This window comes from Nitrospirota bacterium, assembly GCA_020851375.1.
In the GTDB taxonomy this organism is placed as follows: Bacteria; Nitrospirota; 9FT-COMBO-42-15; order HDB-SIOI813; family HDB-SIOI813; genus RBG-16-43-11.
The window spans coordinates 1-17,859 of record JADZCV010000011.1; the positions used below are offsets into that span (position 1 = coordinate 1).

Annotated in this window: 16 protein-coding genes and 1 tRNA gene; all 17 read left to right on the top strand. The window is 46.0% G+C overall.

What is annotated here, in order from left to right:
* The first annotated feature begins 82 nt into the window (after positions 1–82).
* The 17 genes from IT393_02700 (at position 83) to waaF (ending at position 17,830) form a co-directional block, all read left to right on the top strand.
* Positions 83–1,054, top strand: a complete 972-nt coding sequence (locus IT393_02700) for an ROK family protein (protein ID MCC7201561.1) — start codon at positions 83–85, stop codon at positions 1,052–1,054.
* Positions 1,051–1,839, top strand: a complete 789-nt coding sequence (locus IT393_02705) for an ABC-2 family transporter protein (GenBank protein MCC7201562.1) — start codon at positions 1,051–1,053, stop codon at positions 1,837–1,839. The genes IT393_02700 and IT393_02705 overlap by 4 nt, the downstream gene beginning before the upstream one ends.
* Entirely contained in the window at positions 1,840–2,640 is an 801-nt protein-coding gene (locus IT393_02710) for an ABC-2 family transporter protein (protein MCC7201563.1), read from the top strand.
* 1 nt (position 2,641) lies between these two features.
* On the top strand, positions 2,642–3,616 hold the full coding sequence (locus IT393_02715; GenBank protein ID MCC7201564.1) for an ABC transporter ATP-binding protein: 975 nt from the start codon (positions 2,642–2,644) through the stop codon (positions 3,614–3,616).
* Between the two features lie 691 nt (positions 3,617–4,307).
* Positions 4,308–4,383 (top strand) — tRNA-Phe (locus tag IT393_02720).
* A 96-nt stretch (positions 4,384–4,479) separates the two neighbouring features.
* Entirely contained in the window at positions 4,480–6,756 is a 2,277-nt protein-coding gene (gene bamA / locus IT393_02725; protein MCC7201565.1) for an outer membrane protein assembly factor BamA, read from the top strand.
* Between the two features lie 16 nt (positions 6,757–6,772).
* On the top strand, positions 6,773–7,330 hold the full coding sequence (locus IT393_02730) for an OmpH family outer membrane protein (protein MCC7201566.1): 558 nt from the start codon (positions 6,773–6,775) through the stop codon (positions 7,328–7,330).
* Between the two features lie 30 nt (positions 7,331–7,360).
* Positions 7,361–8,398 (top strand): UDP-3-O-(3-hydroxymyristoyl)glucosamine N-acyltransferase, encoded by a 1,038-nt coding sequence (gene lpxD, locus IT393_02735; GenBank protein ID MCC7201567.1) that lies wholly within the window; start codon positions 7,361–7,363, stop codon positions 8,396–8,398.
* Positions 8,399–8,414: 16 nt separating this feature from the next.
* Entirely contained in the window at positions 8,415–8,852 is a 438-nt protein-coding gene (gene fabZ / locus IT393_02740; GenBank protein MCC7201568.1) for a 3-hydroxyacyl-ACP dehydratase FabZ, read from the top strand.
* A 51-nt stretch (positions 8,853–8,903) separates the two neighbouring features.
* The gene (gene lpxA / locus IT393_02745; protein MCC7201569.1) at positions 8,904–9,680 is read left to right on the top strand and encodes an acyl-ACP--UDP-N-acetylglucosamine O-acyltransferase; all 777 of its coding nucleotides are present in this window, start codon (positions 8,904–8,906) and stop codon (positions 9,678–9,680) included.
* Between the two features lie 191 nt (positions 9,681–9,871).
* The gene (gene lpxI / locus IT393_02750) at positions 9,872–10,705 is read left to right on the top strand and encodes a UDP-2,3-diacylglucosamine diphosphatase LpxI (GenBank protein MCC7201570.1); all 834 of its coding nucleotides are present in this window, start codon (positions 9,872–9,874) and stop codon (positions 10,703–10,705) included.
* Positions 10,706–10,797: 92 nt separating this feature from the next.
* Positions 10,798–11,748, top strand: a complete 951-nt coding sequence (locus tag IT393_02755; GenBank protein ID MCC7201571.1) for a Gfo/Idh/MocA family oxidoreductase — start codon at positions 10,798–10,800, stop codon at positions 11,746–11,748.
* 30 nt (positions 11,749–11,778) lie between these two features.
* Positions 11,779–12,927, top strand: a complete 1,149-nt coding sequence (gene lpxB, locus IT393_02760) for a lipid-A-disaccharide synthase (protein MCC7201572.1) — start codon at positions 11,779–11,781, stop codon at positions 12,925–12,927.
* Positions 12,924–14,654 (top strand): lipid A export permease/ATP-binding protein MsbA, encoded by a 1,731-nt coding sequence (msbA, locus tag IT393_02765; protein ID MCC7201573.1) that lies wholly within the window; start codon positions 12,924–12,926, stop codon positions 14,652–14,654. Before lpxB ends, msbA begins: the two co-directional genes overlap by 4 nt.
* Positions 14,626–15,735 (top strand): tetraacyldisaccharide 4'-kinase, encoded by a 1,110-nt coding sequence (gene lpxK, locus IT393_02770; GenBank protein ID MCC7201574.1) that lies wholly within the window; start codon positions 14,626–14,628, stop codon positions 15,733–15,735. Before msbA ends, lpxK begins: the two co-directional genes overlap by 29 nt.
* Positions 15,708–16,643 carry a lysophospholipid acyltransferase family protein gene (locus IT393_02775; GenBank protein ID MCC7201575.1) on the top strand — a complete coding sequence of 312 codons (936 nt, stop codon included), beginning with the start codon at positions 15,708–15,710 and terminating at the stop codon, positions 16,641–16,643. The genes lpxK and IT393_02775 overlap by 28 nt, the downstream gene beginning before the upstream one ends.
* Before the next feature lie 149 nt (positions 16,644–16,792).
* Entirely contained in the window at positions 16,793–17,830 is a 1,038-nt protein-coding gene (gene waaF, locus IT393_02780; GenBank protein ID MCC7201576.1) for a lipopolysaccharide heptosyltransferase II, read from the top strand.
* Positions 17,831–17,859 lie beyond the last annotated feature (29 nt).

Below are 17,859 nucleotides of genomic sequence, written 5' to 3' on the forward strand. Positions count from 1 at the left end.
AGCGTAAGCGGGAATCCAGACCGGGGCCTGATTCTGGATTCCCACTTGCGTGGGAATGACGGGTGAATAGGAGCATTTTCAGATGAAAAAAGACAATTGCATAGTAATTGGCATAGATCTGGGCGGCTCTGCCATTCGCCTCTCCACTGTTACCTCGCGCGGTAAAATCAGGTATTCAAGACGGGTGGACATTTCCGGACGTCGTGAGAAGAGGTACATACTTTCCTCCATCATAGAGAACATAACAGAACTGACTGTCATTGAAAAGCATGCCGGCAACAGGATATGTGCAGTAGGAATTGGCTCACCGGGAATAATTGACCTGGGCAAGGGGGTAGTAATCACCTCTCCAAATTTCACGGACTGGAAGGGGGTACGGTTAAAGTCAATCCTTGAAAATGCAGTCAATCTTCCTGTTGTGCTTGACAATGATGCAAACGCCGCTGCCTACGGTGAAAAATGGAAGGGCGCCGGACGCAGGGCAGACAGTCTTGTCTGCCTGACTATGGGCACAGGAATCGGGGGCGGCATTATTCTCAATGGCGAGGTATGGCATGGAGCGGATGGCATGGCAGGAGAAATAGGCCATATGACTGTAGACCCATCAGGCCCCCGCTGTAATTGCGGCAACTACGGCTGTCTCGAGGCGTATTCTTCAGCCACAGGTATGATACGCAGTGCAGTCGGGTCAATTAAACTGGGAAAAAGGTCATCCCTGAGGAGGCTGTCTTCCGGCAGGAGTGGCAATATAACGTCTAAGATGATCTATGACGCTGCCTTGACCGGCGACAGGCTCTCAATCAACATTCTCAACGATGCCGGGAAATATCTCGGTATCGCCATGGCCGGACTGATCAATATCCTGAATCCGGAAATGATAGTCCTGACCGGTGCTGTAACAGGGGCGTGGGATTTCTTTATGCCGGCTGCAATGATGGAAATGAGGAAAAGGGCGTATGAAGTCCTTACAGACAGGACAAAAATAGTACGAGGAAGGCTGGCAGATACTGCCGGCATAGTCGGCGCAGCCGGGCTGGCAATCAAACAGCTATGAAAAAATATATATCGCTGTTCCATATAAACTGGCAAAACTCACTGCAGTACAGGTTTTCGCTTGTAGTATACATTGGAGGCTATTCCATCTACATATGCGTTCTGTTATATCTCTGGTCTGCCATTTACAGCGAAGGTCAGTCAGTCGGAAATTATACATTATCACAACTGATGACCTACTACATTCTTCAGCTCATGATTAATTCCATTATCTTCTCCTATGTAAGCTGGGATGTCATTGACAATATAAAAACAGGTAATTTTTCAAATTTTCTGACAAAACCTCTTGATTACTATGTCTACTGGTTCACCATAAACATATCGGGCAAGATGCTTGAGGCTGTATTCATCATTATCACAGCCGGAATCGTATCCATTTTTGTAAGCGATTATATATCATTCCCCCATAATCCGGTTACACTTGCCTATTTCATCATTTCAATAATCCTGGGTATCATCCTTGCCTTTGAGATGGATTTCTGTATTGGTATGCTGACCTTCTGGCTTACACAGGTGAGGACATTTAAATACATGCTTCAGACAATGATACTCTTTTTTGCAGGGGCAATGCTTCCACTTGACCTGTTTCCGCCATTTCTTACAAAAACAGCAGAATTACTCCCTTTCCGGTACCTTGTGTACTTCCCTATCAGCATATACCTCGGTACGGTTGAGGATCTCCTCCCCTCTTTCGCCATGCTGCTCCTGTGGATTATACTGTTCTTCGTCCTGTCCCGCATACTGCTGTTCAGGGGGATAAAAAGATATGAGGCTGTCGGAGCCTGAATGATCAGGATACTTGCCCGCTATATGCGGCTCTATAAGGCATTCTTTGTCCAGTGTCTGAAGGAAGATATGATCTACAGGTCTAACTTCCTTACACTGGTTATCATGGACATAGGCTTCGTATGCGTAAGCATAATCCTGTTCAGCATTATCTACGGTCATGTTAATACCATCGCCGGGTGGACATTCCATCAGTCCGTAATCCTGATAGGCACAGTCGGCATCGTGAGAGAGATGGCATATCTGACTTTCAGGCGTGGTTTTCTTGAGCTTGGTAACCACATACGCACAGGGACATTCGATATGTTTATGACAAGACCAATTGCATCCGGCATCCATCTCGGCATGAGACATCTGTCCATATCAGAAAGTCTCGGGGAAGGGATGATGGGCGTAGTCCTCGTCATATACGGATTCATTCATCTCGATACCTGGAGCTGGTTTATATTTCCCCTGTATTTATTATTTGTACTTAACTCACTGATGATTTATTACGGCTTCAGCCTTATAATTAACAGTATAGTGTTCTGGGTGGTCAAGTCGCAGGAGTTAAATACAGTCGTATATTTTTTTATGGAAACATCACGGTATCCCGGAGATATCTACAGGGGCATTGGCAAGGTGATATTCACCTTTATAATTCCAATTGGAATTATAGCAACGGTTCCGGCATCAGCGCTGACTGGTCGCCTGAGCCCTGCCTTCGCCATCCTGTCTCTTTTCATAGGACTGTCTTTCCTGGCAACAGGACTGCTGGTCTGGAAGAAGAGCATCGAACACTATTCATCGGCAAGCGGGTAAAATGCAAAATTCGATACTTGTAAGAAACCTGCATAAATCCTACGACTACTTCAGGAAAGAGGCAGGTCTAAGGGGTTCTCTAAAGAGCCTGTTCTGGCGGGAAAAACTTTTTAATGAGGCATTAAAGGGGATATCCTTTGATATCAGCAAAGGTGAGCTGGTCGGTTTTCTGGGCCCGAATGGCGCCGGAAAGACGACTACACTCAAGATATTATCAGGCATACTCTACCCTACCAGCGGGGAGGTCTCAGTACTCGGCCACGTACCCTCGAAACGGGATCCGGCGTATCAAAAACAGTTCTCAATCGTAATGGGGCAGAAGAATCAGCTCTGGTGGGACCTTCCTGCACAGGAGTCTTTTACCCTGAACAGGGAGATATATGAGATTGACGAAAAACTCTACAGACAAAATCTTTCAGAACTTACAGAGTTATTTGACATAGGGGATCTGATTGATGTACCTGTAAGAAAATTATCCATGGGTCAGAGGATGAAGTGCGAGCTTGTGGCGGCCCTGCTCCACTCCCCAAAGGTCCTGTTCCTTGATGAACCTACCATTGGGCTTGATATTATCTCTCAGGACAAGATAATCAATTATATTGAAGAGTACAACAGATTAAAGCATACTACCGTCCTCCTTACAAGCCATTACATGCGGGATGTGGAGAGGCTCTGCAAAAGGGTTATCGTAATCAATCACGGAGCAATCATTTATGACGGTTCTGTTGAAGATCTTATGGCTGCATATGCTGACCACAAGATAATAAGGCTCCGGTTCTCATCGGAATTTGAAGGAGACGGACTCGGGAAGTACGGGGAAGTCCTTGAAAGGGACCGGCTGAGCGCAGTGTTGAAAACAGAGAGGAAAACCATAGCATCAGCCACTTCAAGAATTCTGAATGACCTGCCTGTAGATGACCTTTCAGTTGAAGATGTTGAAATCGAAGATGTCATAAAGAAGATTTTTGCAGGATGAGGAACCGGAAAATCAATCCTGACAAACGATCATGAGCCAGGGCTCACAAATATAGTTAAAACGTCATTCCCGCGCAAGCGGGAATCCAGACCGGGGCCAGATTCTGGATTCCCACTCCCCGCTTAAATCATGCTGGGACAGGTTCCGTGGGAATGACGGGTATAAAGGGATTTTCGAGTGAACCGTCATGAACCCTTCGACTGTTCGGCACGCTCACAGCTCAGGGCTCACAAAGGCAGATGAAAATCCCCCTTAGTCCCCCTTTATAAAGGGGGAAATCAGTTCCCACTCCTTACAAAAGGGGAAATCAGTTCCCACTCCTTACAAAAGGGGAAATCAGTTCCCACACTGTACAAAAGGGGAAAGTCATTCTTCTCTGTATAAAAGAGGGAAATCAGCTCCCCCCTTTATTAAAGGGGGGAGAGGGGGGATTTGAACGGGGATTTTCGGATGAAATGCTTGACAATAATCAGGCTATTCATTTAATATGGCGTACATAACCTGAAGCTCAGCAAGGATGGCCTGGTAACAGAAAGAAGAGTGATCATATAATATAGCAGAATTTGAGCTCAAAACAGGTCATATGCAAGGAAGGTAAATTGATTTGAGTTGAGTCGTACTTATTCGTACGCCGAAACTCAAATCATCTTACCTGACGACGCATATGGCCTGTCTTCAGCTCAAATTCCGTGGGCTCTTAGCTCAGTCGGTAGAGCAGAGGCCTGAAAAGCCTCGTGTCCGCAGTTCAATTCTGCGAGAGCCCACCAAACAAATCGTTTAAGCCGCAATGGCTTCATTTTTTCTTTGCACTATCACCTCAAAAATGCTATTATTTCCCGTTTGTCGAAAGGCCATTCATATAAATGAATTCGCGATATAAGAAACTGTATCTTGTAGTCCTGCTGATTATTTCCATATATCTTCCATTACCCAAGTTAAGTAATGCAGAAGTTGAATCCAGTATAAAACAGATTGACGTAACCGGCAACAGACGCATTGAGACTTCAACGATCATTTCGAAGATCAGCTTAAAGACAGGTGACACCTTGTCAGCAGGTGTGATACGGGAGGAGATACAACGCCTCTATGGAACGGATTTCTTTGATGACATACGTGTTGTGTCTGATAAATCAGACGACGGTGTAACCCTGACTTTTATTGTCAAAGAAAGACCCATCCTCCGGGAAGTACTTTATGACGGAAACGAGAAAATCACGACCGACAAGTTAAGGGAAAAGGTGACGTTCATCACCGGTGTCCCAGTCAGTCAAAAGCAGATAAAAGAAAATGTTGAGAGGCTCAGAGAACTTTACAGGGAAGATGGTTATTATGAAGCGACTATTATACCTGTTGTCAGCAGGTCAGCAGACGATTCGGTATCCGTATCATTCTTTATCAAAGAGGGGAAAAAAATAAAGATAAGGGAGATACGCGTAACAGGCACAGTCAGGATATCCGAATCAAGCCTGCTTAAAATAATAAATACGAAACGTTACAAGGCACTCACATCGTGGATTACTGATTCAGGCATCTTCAAGGAGGTTGAGGCACAAAATGACGTGGACAGGATTCGTGATTACTATCTTGACCACGGATATGTTTATATACAGGTCAGCGGGCCTGAGATGGAGATAATAGAGGGCGGACAATGGATGCGGCTTAATTTCCATGTTACAGAGGGAGAGCAGTTCCGTATCAGGAACATTGATTTCAGTGGCAATGACATATTTAAAGGAGATGAAATAAAACAAAAGATACGGCTGCGCAACGGTATGATATTCAGCAGGAAAACACTTCGTGACGATATGGGATTGATTACGGACATGTATGGTGAAAAGGGATATGCTTTTGCAAACGTACTTCCTGACATAAGACCTGATGATCCTTCAAAAGTGATTGACATAACCTTCAACATTGATAAGGGAGAAAAGATCACAGTGCGCAGGATAAATATCAGCGGCAACGAAAAGACCCGGGACAAGGTAATACGCAGGGAAGTAAGGTTAAGTGAACAGGGTTATCTTGATACCAGTTCGCTCAAAAGGAGTTTTCAACGCCTCAATAATCTGAACTTTTTTGAGAATGTTGAGATAGTTCCTGATACCGTCAGCAGGGACATGGTTGATCTTAATATCAGGGTCAGGGAAAAGCCTACCGGTGCGTTCAGCATGGGAGGCGGATACAGTTCCGTATACGGGCTTGTCGGGATGCTGGACGTGACCGAAGGCAACCTCTTTGGAAGAGGAGAACTCCTTAAGTTAAAAGGAGAGTTTGGAGAACTCAGGACCAGCTATGACATTACGTTTAAAGAACCATGGTTTATGGACAGGCCTACGTCTGTGACTGTAAATATGTTCGATACGGTCAGGACGTTTGATGCCTATAATGTAAACAGCAGGGGTGGAAATATCGGATTAGGGAGATCATTCGGCGAATACTGGAGCGGCGGCATAACATACGGAATACAGAACATCACAGTCGGCGGAGAGCCGCCGGCCGGATTAGAGAAAGGAACGACGACAACCGGAAGCCTGATAACATCGGTTACAAGGGACACCAGGGATAACTACTGGGACCCCCGTTCAGGAAACAGGCATAACCTCTCTCTTGAGTATGCAGACTCATTTCTGGGAGGTGACAATATCTTTGCAAAATATATCCTCGATACAACGTGGTATTATCCCATGATATTTGATACTGCCATCATGTTCCATGGCAGATACGGAGAGGGAAAGGGATTCAGGGGTGACGACCTCCCTGCGAATGAAAAGTTCTACGTAGGCGGGATATATACAGTCAGGGGGTTCGATTACGGCAGGGCTACCACCCCTTCTACAGTATCAGGTGATCCCATTCTCGGAGATCTTTTAGGTGCTGACAAGGAACTGATATTTAATATAGAATATATCGTGCCTCTTGTTAAAGATGCCAGGATAAACGGGGTATTGTTTTTTGATGCAGGTTCAGGTTTTGGAAAAGATGACAGCATTACGACGTCGGATCTGAGAACAAGCGCCGGCGGCGGCTTCAGGTGGTTCTCTCCGATCGGTCCGCTGCGTCTTGAATGGGGATATAACCTTGATCCAAGGCCCGGAGAGCGTCAGGGCATTTGGGAATTTTCAATAGGATCGTTGTTTTAATGAAAGGAGAATTTAAATGAATCTCAGTAAAAAAATGTTTTATGCAGTTATCGCCGGTCTCTTTCTCGCCATATATACAGTGCTGCCTGTCAGGGCTGAAGATTTAAAGATCGGCTACATAGACGCTCAAAGAGTGCTGGATGAGAGTCTGAAGGGAAAGCAGGTCAAAGACCAGCTTAACGAGTATGTACAGAGCAGGCAGAAGATAGTTGACATTGAGGAATCTGAACTGAAAGACCTTCAGGATGAACTGACAAAACAGGGAGCGGTACTGAGTCCGTCCGCAAAGCAGGAGAAGGAAGAACAGTTTCAGAAAAGATTTATGGAATACCAGAAAAAGGTCTCAGAATTACAGAAGGAAATTCAGCAGAGAAGGAGCGACAAGATCGAAGAGTTCAACACTGAACTGGAAAAGGTGGCCAGGGCCCTGGGAGAAAAAGAGGGTTACTCCATGATCCTGACAAACCTTGATGTCAATATAATCCTCTACGCGAAACAAAATCTGAACCTTACTGATATGGTCATAAAGGAACTTGACAAGGGCCTTACTAAGGATGGAGACAGCAGGAAGTAGCGGGCATTTCGGGCCGGTTTGCTGACGGTGATGAAACAGAACATAGAAATGACTCTTGGTGAGATCGCAACCAGGATCAGCGGAGAGCTGATAAATGGACGCGGTGATGCATTGATCTCAGGAGTCTCAGGGTTAAAAGAGGCAAAGGCGGGGGAGATCAGTTTTCTTGCACACAGAAGATACCTCAGGGACCTCGAGACAACTTCTGCATCGGCAGTGGTAATCCCTAATGACGTTGCATTTGACAGGCTGCCTGCCATAAAGGTAGACAATCCATACTTTGCCTTCTCACAACTCCTGCACCTGTTTCATGACATACCTTACACTGCAGGGGGTATAGATGAAAATGCCATTGTCGGAAGTAATGCGTCGCTTGGGCAGGATGTGTCCATATACCCTTATGTATATATAGGGAACAACGCATGCATTGGCGACAGAGTTACCATCTACCCCTTTGCATTTATTGGCAACGACTCAATCATAGGCAGCAACTCTGTCATTTACTCCAATGTCACTGTTCGAGAGGGGTGCAGGATCGGCGAGCGTGTTATAATACACTCCGGCGCTGTAATAGGGAGCGACGGCTTTGGATACGTGACACATCAGGGCATGCACCATAAGATACCGCAGGTTGGAGGTGTAATCATTGAAGATGATGTGGAAATTGGCGCCAATACCACGATTGACCGGGGGACAAGGGGCAACACAATCATCAGCAGGGGCACAAAGATTGATAACCTGATACAAGTGGCACACAATGTCTTCGTGGGGGAACACTGCCTTTTTGCTGCTCAGTCCGGAATCGCAGGCAGTTCAAAAACAGGAAACCATGTAATAATGGCAGGGCAGTCCGGGGTGGTTGATCACGTCAATGTGGGAAATAATGTTATAATAACCGCCCAGTCCGCAGCCACAAAGGATATCAGAGATGGTGAAACAATATCCGGCATGCCTTCCATGCCCCATAGAAACTGGCTGAAGGCAATGGCTGTGTTTGAAGACCTCCCTGGGATAAAGAAGAAGGTTGCAGAGCTTGAGAGACGAATGGCTGAGATAGAAGAGAAATAATTCAGGAGGCAATATCATGGATATAAAAGAAATTCTCCGCATACTCCCTCACCGCTACCCATTCCTTCTCGTTGACAGGATAACAGAAATAGAATTATTCAAGCGGATTACAGGAATAAAGAATGTGACCATGAATGAGGGCTTTTTTCAGGGACATTTTCCAAATTTCCCTGTCATGCCGGGTGTACTGATAATCGAGGCAATGGCACAGGTAGGTTGCGTACTGGCATTTAAATCAGCAGAGACTACAATGGATTTGTCAAATAAGCTGGTATACTTCGCCGGCATAGATGATGCCAGGTTCAGGAGGCCTGTACTGCCCGGAGATCAGATCAAATTTGAGGTAGAGCTCATTAAATCAAAGGGAATGTTCTGGAAATTAAAGGGACTGGCCACTGTTGACGGCGAAACAGCCTGCGATGCTGAAATTATGGCAATGGTCGGAGACAAGTAAAATAAGCAATGAGCAATGAGTGTTTGTTAATACGTTTTGGGAGTGTACATAATGAATAAAATTCATAATACAGCAATAATAGATCCAAAGGCTGAGCTGGCAGAGGATGTGACCGTGGGCCCCTACTCCATCATCGGCCCACATGTCAGGATCGGCAGAGGGACTGTGATTGATTCACATGCCTTAATTGACCGCTGGACAGAGATAGGCAGCGAATGCAGGATATCATCCTTTACGTCAATAGGGACGCCACCGCAGGATATTTCTTATGCAGGTGAAGAAACGCGCATAGTCATAGGGGACAGGAACACAATACGTGAATACGCCACCATACACAGGGGCACAAAAAAGGGCGGCGGCATTACAACAGTAGGCTCTGATAATTATATAATGTCATACGTACATATAGCTCATGACTGCCGGATAGGAAACCACATAGTCATGGCTAATGCGGCAACACTTGGCGGACACGTCAGGGTTGAAGATTATGCAGTAATAGGAGGACTTACAGGGGTCCATCAGTTTGTCCGGATAGGCGCATACTCCATGGTCGGCGCATGTTCCGCCGTATCCCTTGATGTGCCTCCATATGTATCAGCAGTCGGCAACAGGGCAGAGCTCTTTGGACTGAACATTGTAGGACTACGGAGACATGGTTTTGACAAGACAAGGGTCCAGAAGATAAAGAAGGCTTATAACACACTCTTCAGATCAAAGCATCAGCTCAAGGATGCACTGATTAATGTCCTCGATGAAATACCTGATTCCGATGATGTCAAACAGATGGTAATTTTCATCAAAGAAACAAAGCGTGGAATATGCCGGTGAACCGTCATGAGCCTCAGGCTCACCAGGGTTAATGAAAACGTTATTCCCGCGTAAGCTGGAATCCAGGCCGCTGGCATGATCCTGGATTCCCACTTACGTGGGAATGACGGGTATACAGGAGCATTTTGAAGTAAAATATAGTGTAAATCTGCCGCAGCACCGGGCTTTAGGGTCAGTTAAGGGATTTTAGTATGAAACTTGGAATCGTAGCCGGAGACGGGAATTTCCCTGCACTAATAGCTGAGGCCGCAAGAAAAAGCGGCTGCACAATAGTGGCAATTGCACACATCGGCCTGACCTCACCTGACATTGAAAAGGCAGCAGATACGGTTTACTGGATTAAATTAGGAAAGCTGACCGGGTTGATAGATATACTTAAAAAAGAGGGTGTGGAAGAGGCGATAATGGCTGGCGGCGTCAGTAAAAAGCTGTTATTTACGAATACTATGCCTGATGCAAGGGCGCTTGCGCTGCTGGCAGGACTTAAAGACAGGAAAGATGACACAATCCTCAGGGCTATAGCCGGTGAATTGGAAAAAGAGGGAATTACTGTAAATGAGGCAACATCGTATGTTAAGGCTATTCTCGCTGAAAAGGGGACGCTGACAAAAACAGCCCCGTCTGCTGAAGAATGGGCGGACATACAATTTGGAACAATTATGGCTAAAGAAGTCGGGAGGCTCGATATAGGACAGTGCGTCATAGTCAAAAACAGGGCGGTAATTGCAGTAGAGGCTGTAGAGGGCACTGATGAAACCATACTCCGCGGGGGCAGGCTTGCCAACGGCGGGGCAACAGTAGTTAAAGTGTGCAAGCCTGAACAGGACAAACGGTTTGACCTTCCAACAGTAGGCCCAGCAACAATTAAATGCATGGCTGAGACTAAAGCAAGGATACTTGCTGTAGAAGCAGGATTGACAATCATGATAGATAAGGATGAAATGCTCAGGGCTGCAGAAGAAGCAGGTATATCCATTGTGGGGATTAGCAGCGCCGACCTTTATGATCAGCCTAAAGCGGAATGAAAATCCCCCTTAGTCCCCCTTTAGCAAAGGGGGAAACAAGTTCCCCCCTTTACTAAAGGGGGGGATGGGGGGATTTGATTGGGGATTTTCAGGTGAACAATAAAATAAAAGTTGCAGTAATCGGAGTAGGATATCTTGGAGAGCATCACGCAAGGATCTACTCTTCCATGAATGATGTTGACCTTGTTGGTGTCGTTGACTCAAATAAGGCACGTGCGGATGAGATGGCTGCTAAATACTCTGCAAGGGCATACTATGACTACAGGGAGTTGCCAGGGGATGTCAAGGCAGCAAGCATTGTTGTCCCCACTGTTCTCCACCATAAGACAGCGCTTGATTTTATAAGACGTAACATTGATGTCCTGATAGAGAAGCCTGTCACAACGACAATAGAAGAGGCTGACGACCTTATTAAAGAGGCGCAGAAACGGGGCGTAATTCTGCAGGTCGGTCATGTTGAACGATTCAACTCAGCATATAAGCATATGCAAAAACAGATCACCAGGCCAGGCTTCATAGAAACCCACAGGCTCGGTCCGTATGTAGGCCGTGGCATTGATGTGGATGTGATTCTGGATCTGATGATTCATGACATTGACATAATCCTCTCCATCGTACGGTCCGGGGTCGTTGATATTAAGGCAATAGGTGTCCCAGTACTTACGAACAGTATTGATATGGCAAATGCGCGACTGGAATTCTCAAACGGCTGTGTGGCAAATCTTACTGCAAGCCGCGTATCAAGGGAACGCGTAAGAAAGATACGGATATTCCAGCCAGATACATACATAACACTCGATTATGCTCAACAGGGCATGGGCATATACAGGAGAATAATCGAGGATAACAAGGTGAAAATATCGAGTGATGATATAAAGCTCGAAAAAGAGGATTCCCTCTCAGCAGAGCTTGCATCCTTCATAAATGCAGTCCGGAACAGATCAACACCGGCAGTATCAGGAGAAGACGGCAGAGAGGCCCTGAGAATAGCCATAAAAATACGTGAAGATGCTGAAAAACGCCTGTCCGCCTCTCAGATTTAATGACTTTCAATAGATTATACCCTGCATTATATGAAGAACATACTTATTATAGCCGGTGAGGCATCCGGGGACATATATGGTGCGGATCTGGCAAAGCACCTCTTTGAGACGATACCCGGATTAAATATTTCAGGTATCGGAGGTAACAGGATGCGTGAGGCAGGGGTTGATATCCTCTATGACATAGCATCTATCAGTGTTGTAGGTTTTTCCGAGATTCTGCCCAGGTTCTGGTCAATAAGAAAGGCCTTTAATGTCGTGTCCGGGATAATCAAGTCAGGGGGTGCGGACCTTGTTATCCTGATAGATTATCCAGGATTCAACATCAGGCTCGCAGGTATAACTAAAAAAGCAGGCGTGCCGGCAATATACTATATCAGTCCTCAGGTATGGGCATGGAGAAAGGGGAGGATACGCCTCCTGGCAGGCAGGATAAAGAAGATGTTCGTGGTATTGCCCTTTGAAGAGGATATCTATAAAAAGGAAGGGATCAACTGCTCATTCCTCGGCCACCCCCTGGTTGACGAGATTCTTTCAACCAGGGCTGTCCGGGATTCAATAAAGATTTACGGGCTTGATGAGAACAAAAAGACCATTGGGATCCTGCCTGGCAGCAGGACAGGAGAAATAAGGCTGCTGCTTCCCCTCTTTCTTGAAGCTGCAAAAATCATCAAATACAGTAATCCAGGAATCCAGATAATTATGGCGGCTGCCGAATCTCTTGATTTCAGGGAAGTGGAGAAGATAATTAATGACTGGAGAGATGCCGGCGACAATAACCGGCTTGAAATAAAGCTCGTAAAGGGTGAGGCAAATGATGTTATTAATGTCAGTAATGTTATAATAGCAGCATCCGGTACCATCACCCTGCAGGCCGCACTGCTTGGGAAACCCATGGTCATCGTCTACAAGGTCTCTTTGCTTACTTATGCCCTGGCAAGGATGCTTGTCAGTGTAAAGCATATAGGCCTCGCAAACATTATGGCGGGCAGGAGAATTGTTCCTGAACTTATACAGTATGACGCCACTCCTGATAAGATTGCAGATGAGGTTAACAGGTTCTTTAATGACACGCAATATTACGAGAAGACTAAAAAGGAGTTAAACTTTGTCCGGCAGATGCTGGGCCCGCCAGGCGCCTCTGAAAGGGTGGCAAAGGAAATAGCGGGGATGTTATGAATATGTACCAGAGAATCCTTAAATACGTCAGACCATACTCTGTAAGAATTCTTATTGCATCTCTTTGCGCCATCGGCGTATCCGGTACAACTGCTGCAGCAGCATGGCTGGTACAGCCTGCACTGGACAGGATATTCATAGAAAAAAATGTACAGTTGCTCCTGATGATACCATTCGCCATACTAATGATCTATTTCATCAAGGGGATCTGCAATTACTATCAGTCATACCTCATGAGGTACGTAGGCAACCGGGTCATCATGGATATGCGCAATGACCTCTACTCTCACATAGCTGTAATGCCCATGCAATTTTATACGGAACACTCAACGGGAAAGTTGATGTCACGCCTTTTAAATGACGTCGGAATCATCAACAATGCCGCATCAACTGCAATTAAAGACCTCGTTCAGAACGTCATAACTGTAATCGCTCTCCTTGGTGTTGTTTTTTATCAGGACTGGAGGCTTGCCTCAATATCATGCATTGTCCTGCCCTTCGCTTACTACCCTCTTATATCTCTTGGAAGAAAGCTGAGACATGTCAGCAGAAAAGGACAGGAAGAGATATCAGGCATTACTGACATAATGCATGAAACATTCAGCGGTGCAAGCGTCGTAAAGGCATTTGGCATGGAGGAATCTGAAACAGGCAAATTCAGGGATAAAAATTTCCGGCTCTTCAGGATAAGCATGAAGGGCGTAAAACTTTCAGAACTCAGCACCCCTGTAATGGAATTTATAGGCGCCGGCGGGGCGTCCCTCATAATATGGTACGGTGGCTACCAGGTAGTCAGGGGTGCAACCACCCCAGGCACTTTCTTCTCATTTCTTACAGCGCTCATCATGATGTACAGCCCTCTCAAGGCCCTTACAAGGGTCAATTCAGCCATTCAGCAATCCCTCGCAGCCGCAGAACGGGTCTTTGCTATACTTGATCTGAAAAACGAGACAGTCACGGATAAAGGGATCAGTGAGCTGAAGGGTATCAGGGACAAGATTGAATTCAGGGACGTCTCCTTCAGATATGAAAGTTCTTCCAGGGATGCACTCTCATGCGTCAGCTTTTCAGTACAGCATGGCAGGACTATTGCCATAGTAGGCAGCAGCGGAGGCGGGAAAACCACAATCGGAAACCTCCTGCTCAGATTTTATGAACCAGACACAGGAAGTATCTGCATTGACGGCATGGACATACGGGATTTTTCACTCAGGTCTTTGAGAAGCCAGATAGGGATTGTGAGTCAGGACGTTATCCTGTTTAATGATACTGTTTTCAGTAATATTTCATATGGTAAACAGGATGTTCAGATGGAAGATGTGGTCAGGGCCGCAAAAAAGGCCTATGCCCATGACTTTATCAGCAGGATGCCGGAAGGTTATGACACTGAAATAGGAGAACGCGGGGCAAAGGTGTCCGGCGGCGAAAAACAGAGAATTGCCATAGCGCGGGCAATACTTAAAGACCCTCCTATTCTTATACTGGATGAAGCCACATCAGCCCTTGATGCCGAGTCAGAACATATAATTCAAATGGCGCTTGACAATCTTATGATTGGAAGGACTACATTTGTAATTGCCCATCGTCTGTCAACCATAAAAAACGCAGACCTCATTATAGCTCTTGACAACGGAAGGATCGTTGAAATGGGACATCATGAGGATCTTCTCAGGGCAGGCGGACTATACAAGAGGCTGCATGACATGCAGTTTACAGAAAAAGACTAAGCCTTCACTATTGCTTACACTCCTGTCACATATATACAGATTAATCTGGATCATACGGAAATGGCTTTATAGCTCCGGACTATTAAAAATAATGAAACTCCCCTGCCCCGTTATCTGCGTTGGAAACCTGACAACCGGTGGTACAGGAAAGACGCCAGTGGTTATTGCAGTAACCAGAATAATCACTAATATGGATGATAATCCCCCTTACCCCCCTTTAAAAAAGGGGGGTAAGGGGGGATTTAAGGTGGCCATCCTGTCCCGAGGGTATAAAAGGAAGTCAAAGACCCCGGTCTTACTGGTATGTGACGGGACATCTATTCTTACAACTCCGGATGAGTCCGGGGATGAACCATACCTTATTGCGTCATCACTAAAGAATACACCTGTTATAGTCGGCGCTGACAGGTACAAATCAGGGATTTATGCGTCAACGCACATGGATACTGATATCTTCATCCTTGATGACGGCTATCAGCACCTCCGTCTTTACCGGGATATCAATATCCTCCTGATTGATGCATCAAATCCATACGGAAACGGACATCTGCTCCCCAACGGCATCCTGAGAGAACCACTAAGCGGCATATCAAGGGCTGACTGTGTAATTGTAACAAGGGCAAATGAGGCGTCAGTAAATCATCTTGAACCCCTTGTCAGGGAACATAATCCTGATGCTCCCATATTTTACGCAACCCTCAGGTCTGCTGATATAACAGATTTTAATGGCAATACTTTTAGCATTAATACTATAAAAGACAAGAAGACTTTTATCTTCTCAGGCATTGCAAATCCGCAGTCTTTTAAAAAGAGTATTGAAGATGCCGGGGGCAGGATAGCTGGTGAATTATCATACCCTGACCACTACTGGTACAAAAACGATGATGTCATAAAGATCATGGATGCTGCAGCGGCTGTTTCAGCAGATACAGTCATAACAACTGCCAAAGATGCAGTGAGGTTGCACGGCCTGGATCTTTGTGTTAAGACAGTACCAGGAATTAATTTATTTAAGCTAAATGTAGAAATGGTAATTGATATCAGGTTCTCAGAGTGGATACAAATGCGGTTGTCACGGTGAAAAAGAAAAGGCATAGCAGACTGACAGGGTTTGTCCAATACATGACAGTGGTCATTCTTGTGCGGGTTCTCTCCCTTCTCCCATACCGGCTTGCATCAGACACAGGCGGCCTTATCGGCCGTCTTGGTTACCTCATGGATAAGAGACACCGTAATATCGCACTGGATAATCTTGCACGGGCATTTCCCGGGATGGACAGGCAAAGCCTTGTCAGCATAGCCGGCAGGGTCTTTGAGAACCTGGGAAGGTCTGTTGCGGAATTCATCAACCTGGCAAGTCAGAAACCGGAGGAACTCAAAAAACAACTTGATACACTGATAAGCATAGAAGGAATGGATAATTTAAATTACGCCATGAGAAAAAGGCGGGGTATAATCTACCTGTCAGGCCATTTCGGCAACTGGGAACTGCTTGGTCTTGTCGTATCTGCCAATGGCTGTCCATTTAATGCAATTGCAAGGCCGATAGACAATCATAGGATAGGGCGCATAATTAATTCCCTGAGGGGAGTACTTGGGGCAAATATTTTCCCCAAGAAGGCCGTATTGAAGGATACGCTTAAGTGCCTTAAAAGGGGCGAGTGTGTAGCAATACTGCTCGATCAGAACTCGTCCGGAGAGGAAGGTGTTTTCGTCACCTATTTTGACCAGCCTGCTGCAACAAACCGTGGATTGGCTCTTATAGCCATGAAGAGCGGTGCATCTGTTCTTCCGGTTTTTATTATCAGAGAACAGACATATAAACACAGGGTAATTTACCTGCCTGAAGTTGAAATAAAGAGAAGTGACGACCTTGAGGGCGATGTCGTCAGATACACACAGGAATTCACGGATGTTATTGAATCTGTAGTCAGGGAATACCCTGAGCAATGGTTTTGGATGCACCGGAGGTGGAAGTCAAGGCCATAGTAGACAGTTGCAGATTGAAGTTGTCATGAAACGTCGTTCCAGCGGAGGCTGGAATCCAGACCCAGGCCTAATCCTGGATTCCCACTCCCCGCTTAAATCATGCGTGGACAGGTTCCGTGGGAAAGACGGGTACACAGGAGCACTTTCAGGTGAAGATACTCATAGTAGCCCCCAACTGGCTCGGCGATGCCGTGCTTGCACTGCCTGCCATAGCCGCTATCAGACAGGCCATCCCTGCTTCATCAGTAACCATCCTTGGTCTGCAGCACATATGTGATCTCTTTAAGGAAAGCCCGTACGCAGACAATACATTAGTTTATTCAGGATCACTGTTATCTACTGTAAAAGATATCCGGAAGTTCGGTTTTGATACAGCTATTCTCTTCCCCAATTCATTCAGGACAGCTATGCTTGTTTATATTGCACGCATTCCGCTTCGCTGCGGATACATCAGGGACGGCCGGGGTCCTATGCTGAATATAGGTATAAAAGTTGATGCACAGACGAGGAAGTTAACACAGACTCAGTATTATCTGAATCTGGCAAAATCAATTCTCTGGAGTCCTGTCTTACAGAGAAAAATGTCTGCGGTCTCCGGCGAAGGCGTGTCCGCTCAGATGAAAACTGAATGGCTCTACCTGTCTCAGGATGAATTACAACATGCAAAAGAGACCATCCGCAGCTTTGACATACAAGATGGTTCTCTGATTATCGGCATCAACCCTGGTGCAGCGTACGGCTCTGCCAAACGCTGGTACCCCGAACGGTTTGCTCTTGTTGCAAGGACACTGGTAAATCAATGTGGCGCCAAAGTGATCCTGTTCGGCAGCAGGCAGGAAAGGGAGATCGCCGCGGAGATTGAAAATCTTGCCGGTGTCCCGTTAATCAATATGGCCGGTAAAACTACGATACGGGAACTAATGTCGCTTATTAAGCAGTGTCATATATTCATTACTAACGACTCCGGCCCCATGCACATAGCTTCTGCCCTTGATGTACCGGTCGTTGCCATATTCGGGTCCACTGACCCTGAAAAGACCGGACCTATGGGCAGCAGGCATGTCATAATCAGGAAAGAGGCGGAGTGCAGTCCGTGTTTTAAACGAAACTGCCCCACAGACCTTAGATGCATGGATTCTATAACAGTGGATGATGTACTTGCAGGGGCCAAACGGTTTATAGGGTAAACCATCAGATACACATATTGTTTTTTCAG

What these genes read in the sequence shown, in the direction of transcription:
- IT393_02700 (MCC7201561.1), top strand. Translation starts at nt 83, where the DNA reads ATGAAAAAAGACAATTGCATAGTAATTGGCATAGATCTGGGCGGCTCT.
- IT393_02705 (MCC7201562.1), top strand. Translation starts at nt 1,051, where the DNA reads ATGAAAAAATATATATCGCTGTTCCATATAAACTGGCAAAACTCACTG.
- IT393_02710 (MCC7201563.1), top strand. Translation starts at nt 1,840, where the DNA reads ATGATCAGGATACTTGCCCGCTATATGCGGCTCTATAAGGCATTCTTT.
- IT393_02715 (MCC7201564.1), top strand. Translation starts at nt 2,642, where the DNA reads ATGCAAAATTCGATACTTGTAAGAAACCTGCATAAATCCTACGACTAC.
- bamA (MCC7201565.1), top strand. Translation starts at nt 4,480, where the DNA reads ATGAATTCGCGATATAAGAAACTGTATCTTGTAGTCCTGCTGATTATT.
- IT393_02730 (MCC7201566.1), top strand. Translation starts at nt 6,773, where the DNA reads ATGAATCTCAGTAAAAAAATGTTTTATGCAGTTATCGCCGGTCTCTTT.
- lpxD (MCC7201567.1), top strand. Translation starts at nt 7,361, where the DNA reads ATGAAACAGAACATAGAAATGACTCTTGGTGAGATCGCAACCAGGATC.
- fabZ (MCC7201568.1), top strand. Translation starts at nt 8,415, where the DNA reads ATGGATATAAAAGAAATTCTCCGCATACTCCCTCACCGCTACCCATTC.
- lpxA (MCC7201569.1), top strand. Translation starts at nt 8,904, where the DNA reads ATGAATAAAATTCATAATACAGCAATAATAGATCCAAAGGCTGAGCTG.
- lpxI (MCC7201570.1), top strand. Translation starts at nt 9,872, where the DNA reads ATGAAACTTGGAATCGTAGCCGGAGACGGGAATTTCCCTGCACTAATA.
- lpxB (MCC7201572.1), top strand. Translation starts at nt 11,779, where the DNA reads ATGAAGAACATACTTATTATAGCCGGTGAGGCATCCGGGGACATATAT.
- msbA (MCC7201573.1), top strand. Translation starts at nt 12,924, where the DNA reads ATGAATATGTACCAGAGAATCCTTAAATACGTCAGACCATACTCTGTA.
- lpxK (MCC7201574.1), top strand. Translation starts at nt 14,626, where the DNA reads ATGACATGCAGTTTACAGAAAAAGACTAAGCCTTCACTATTGCTTACA.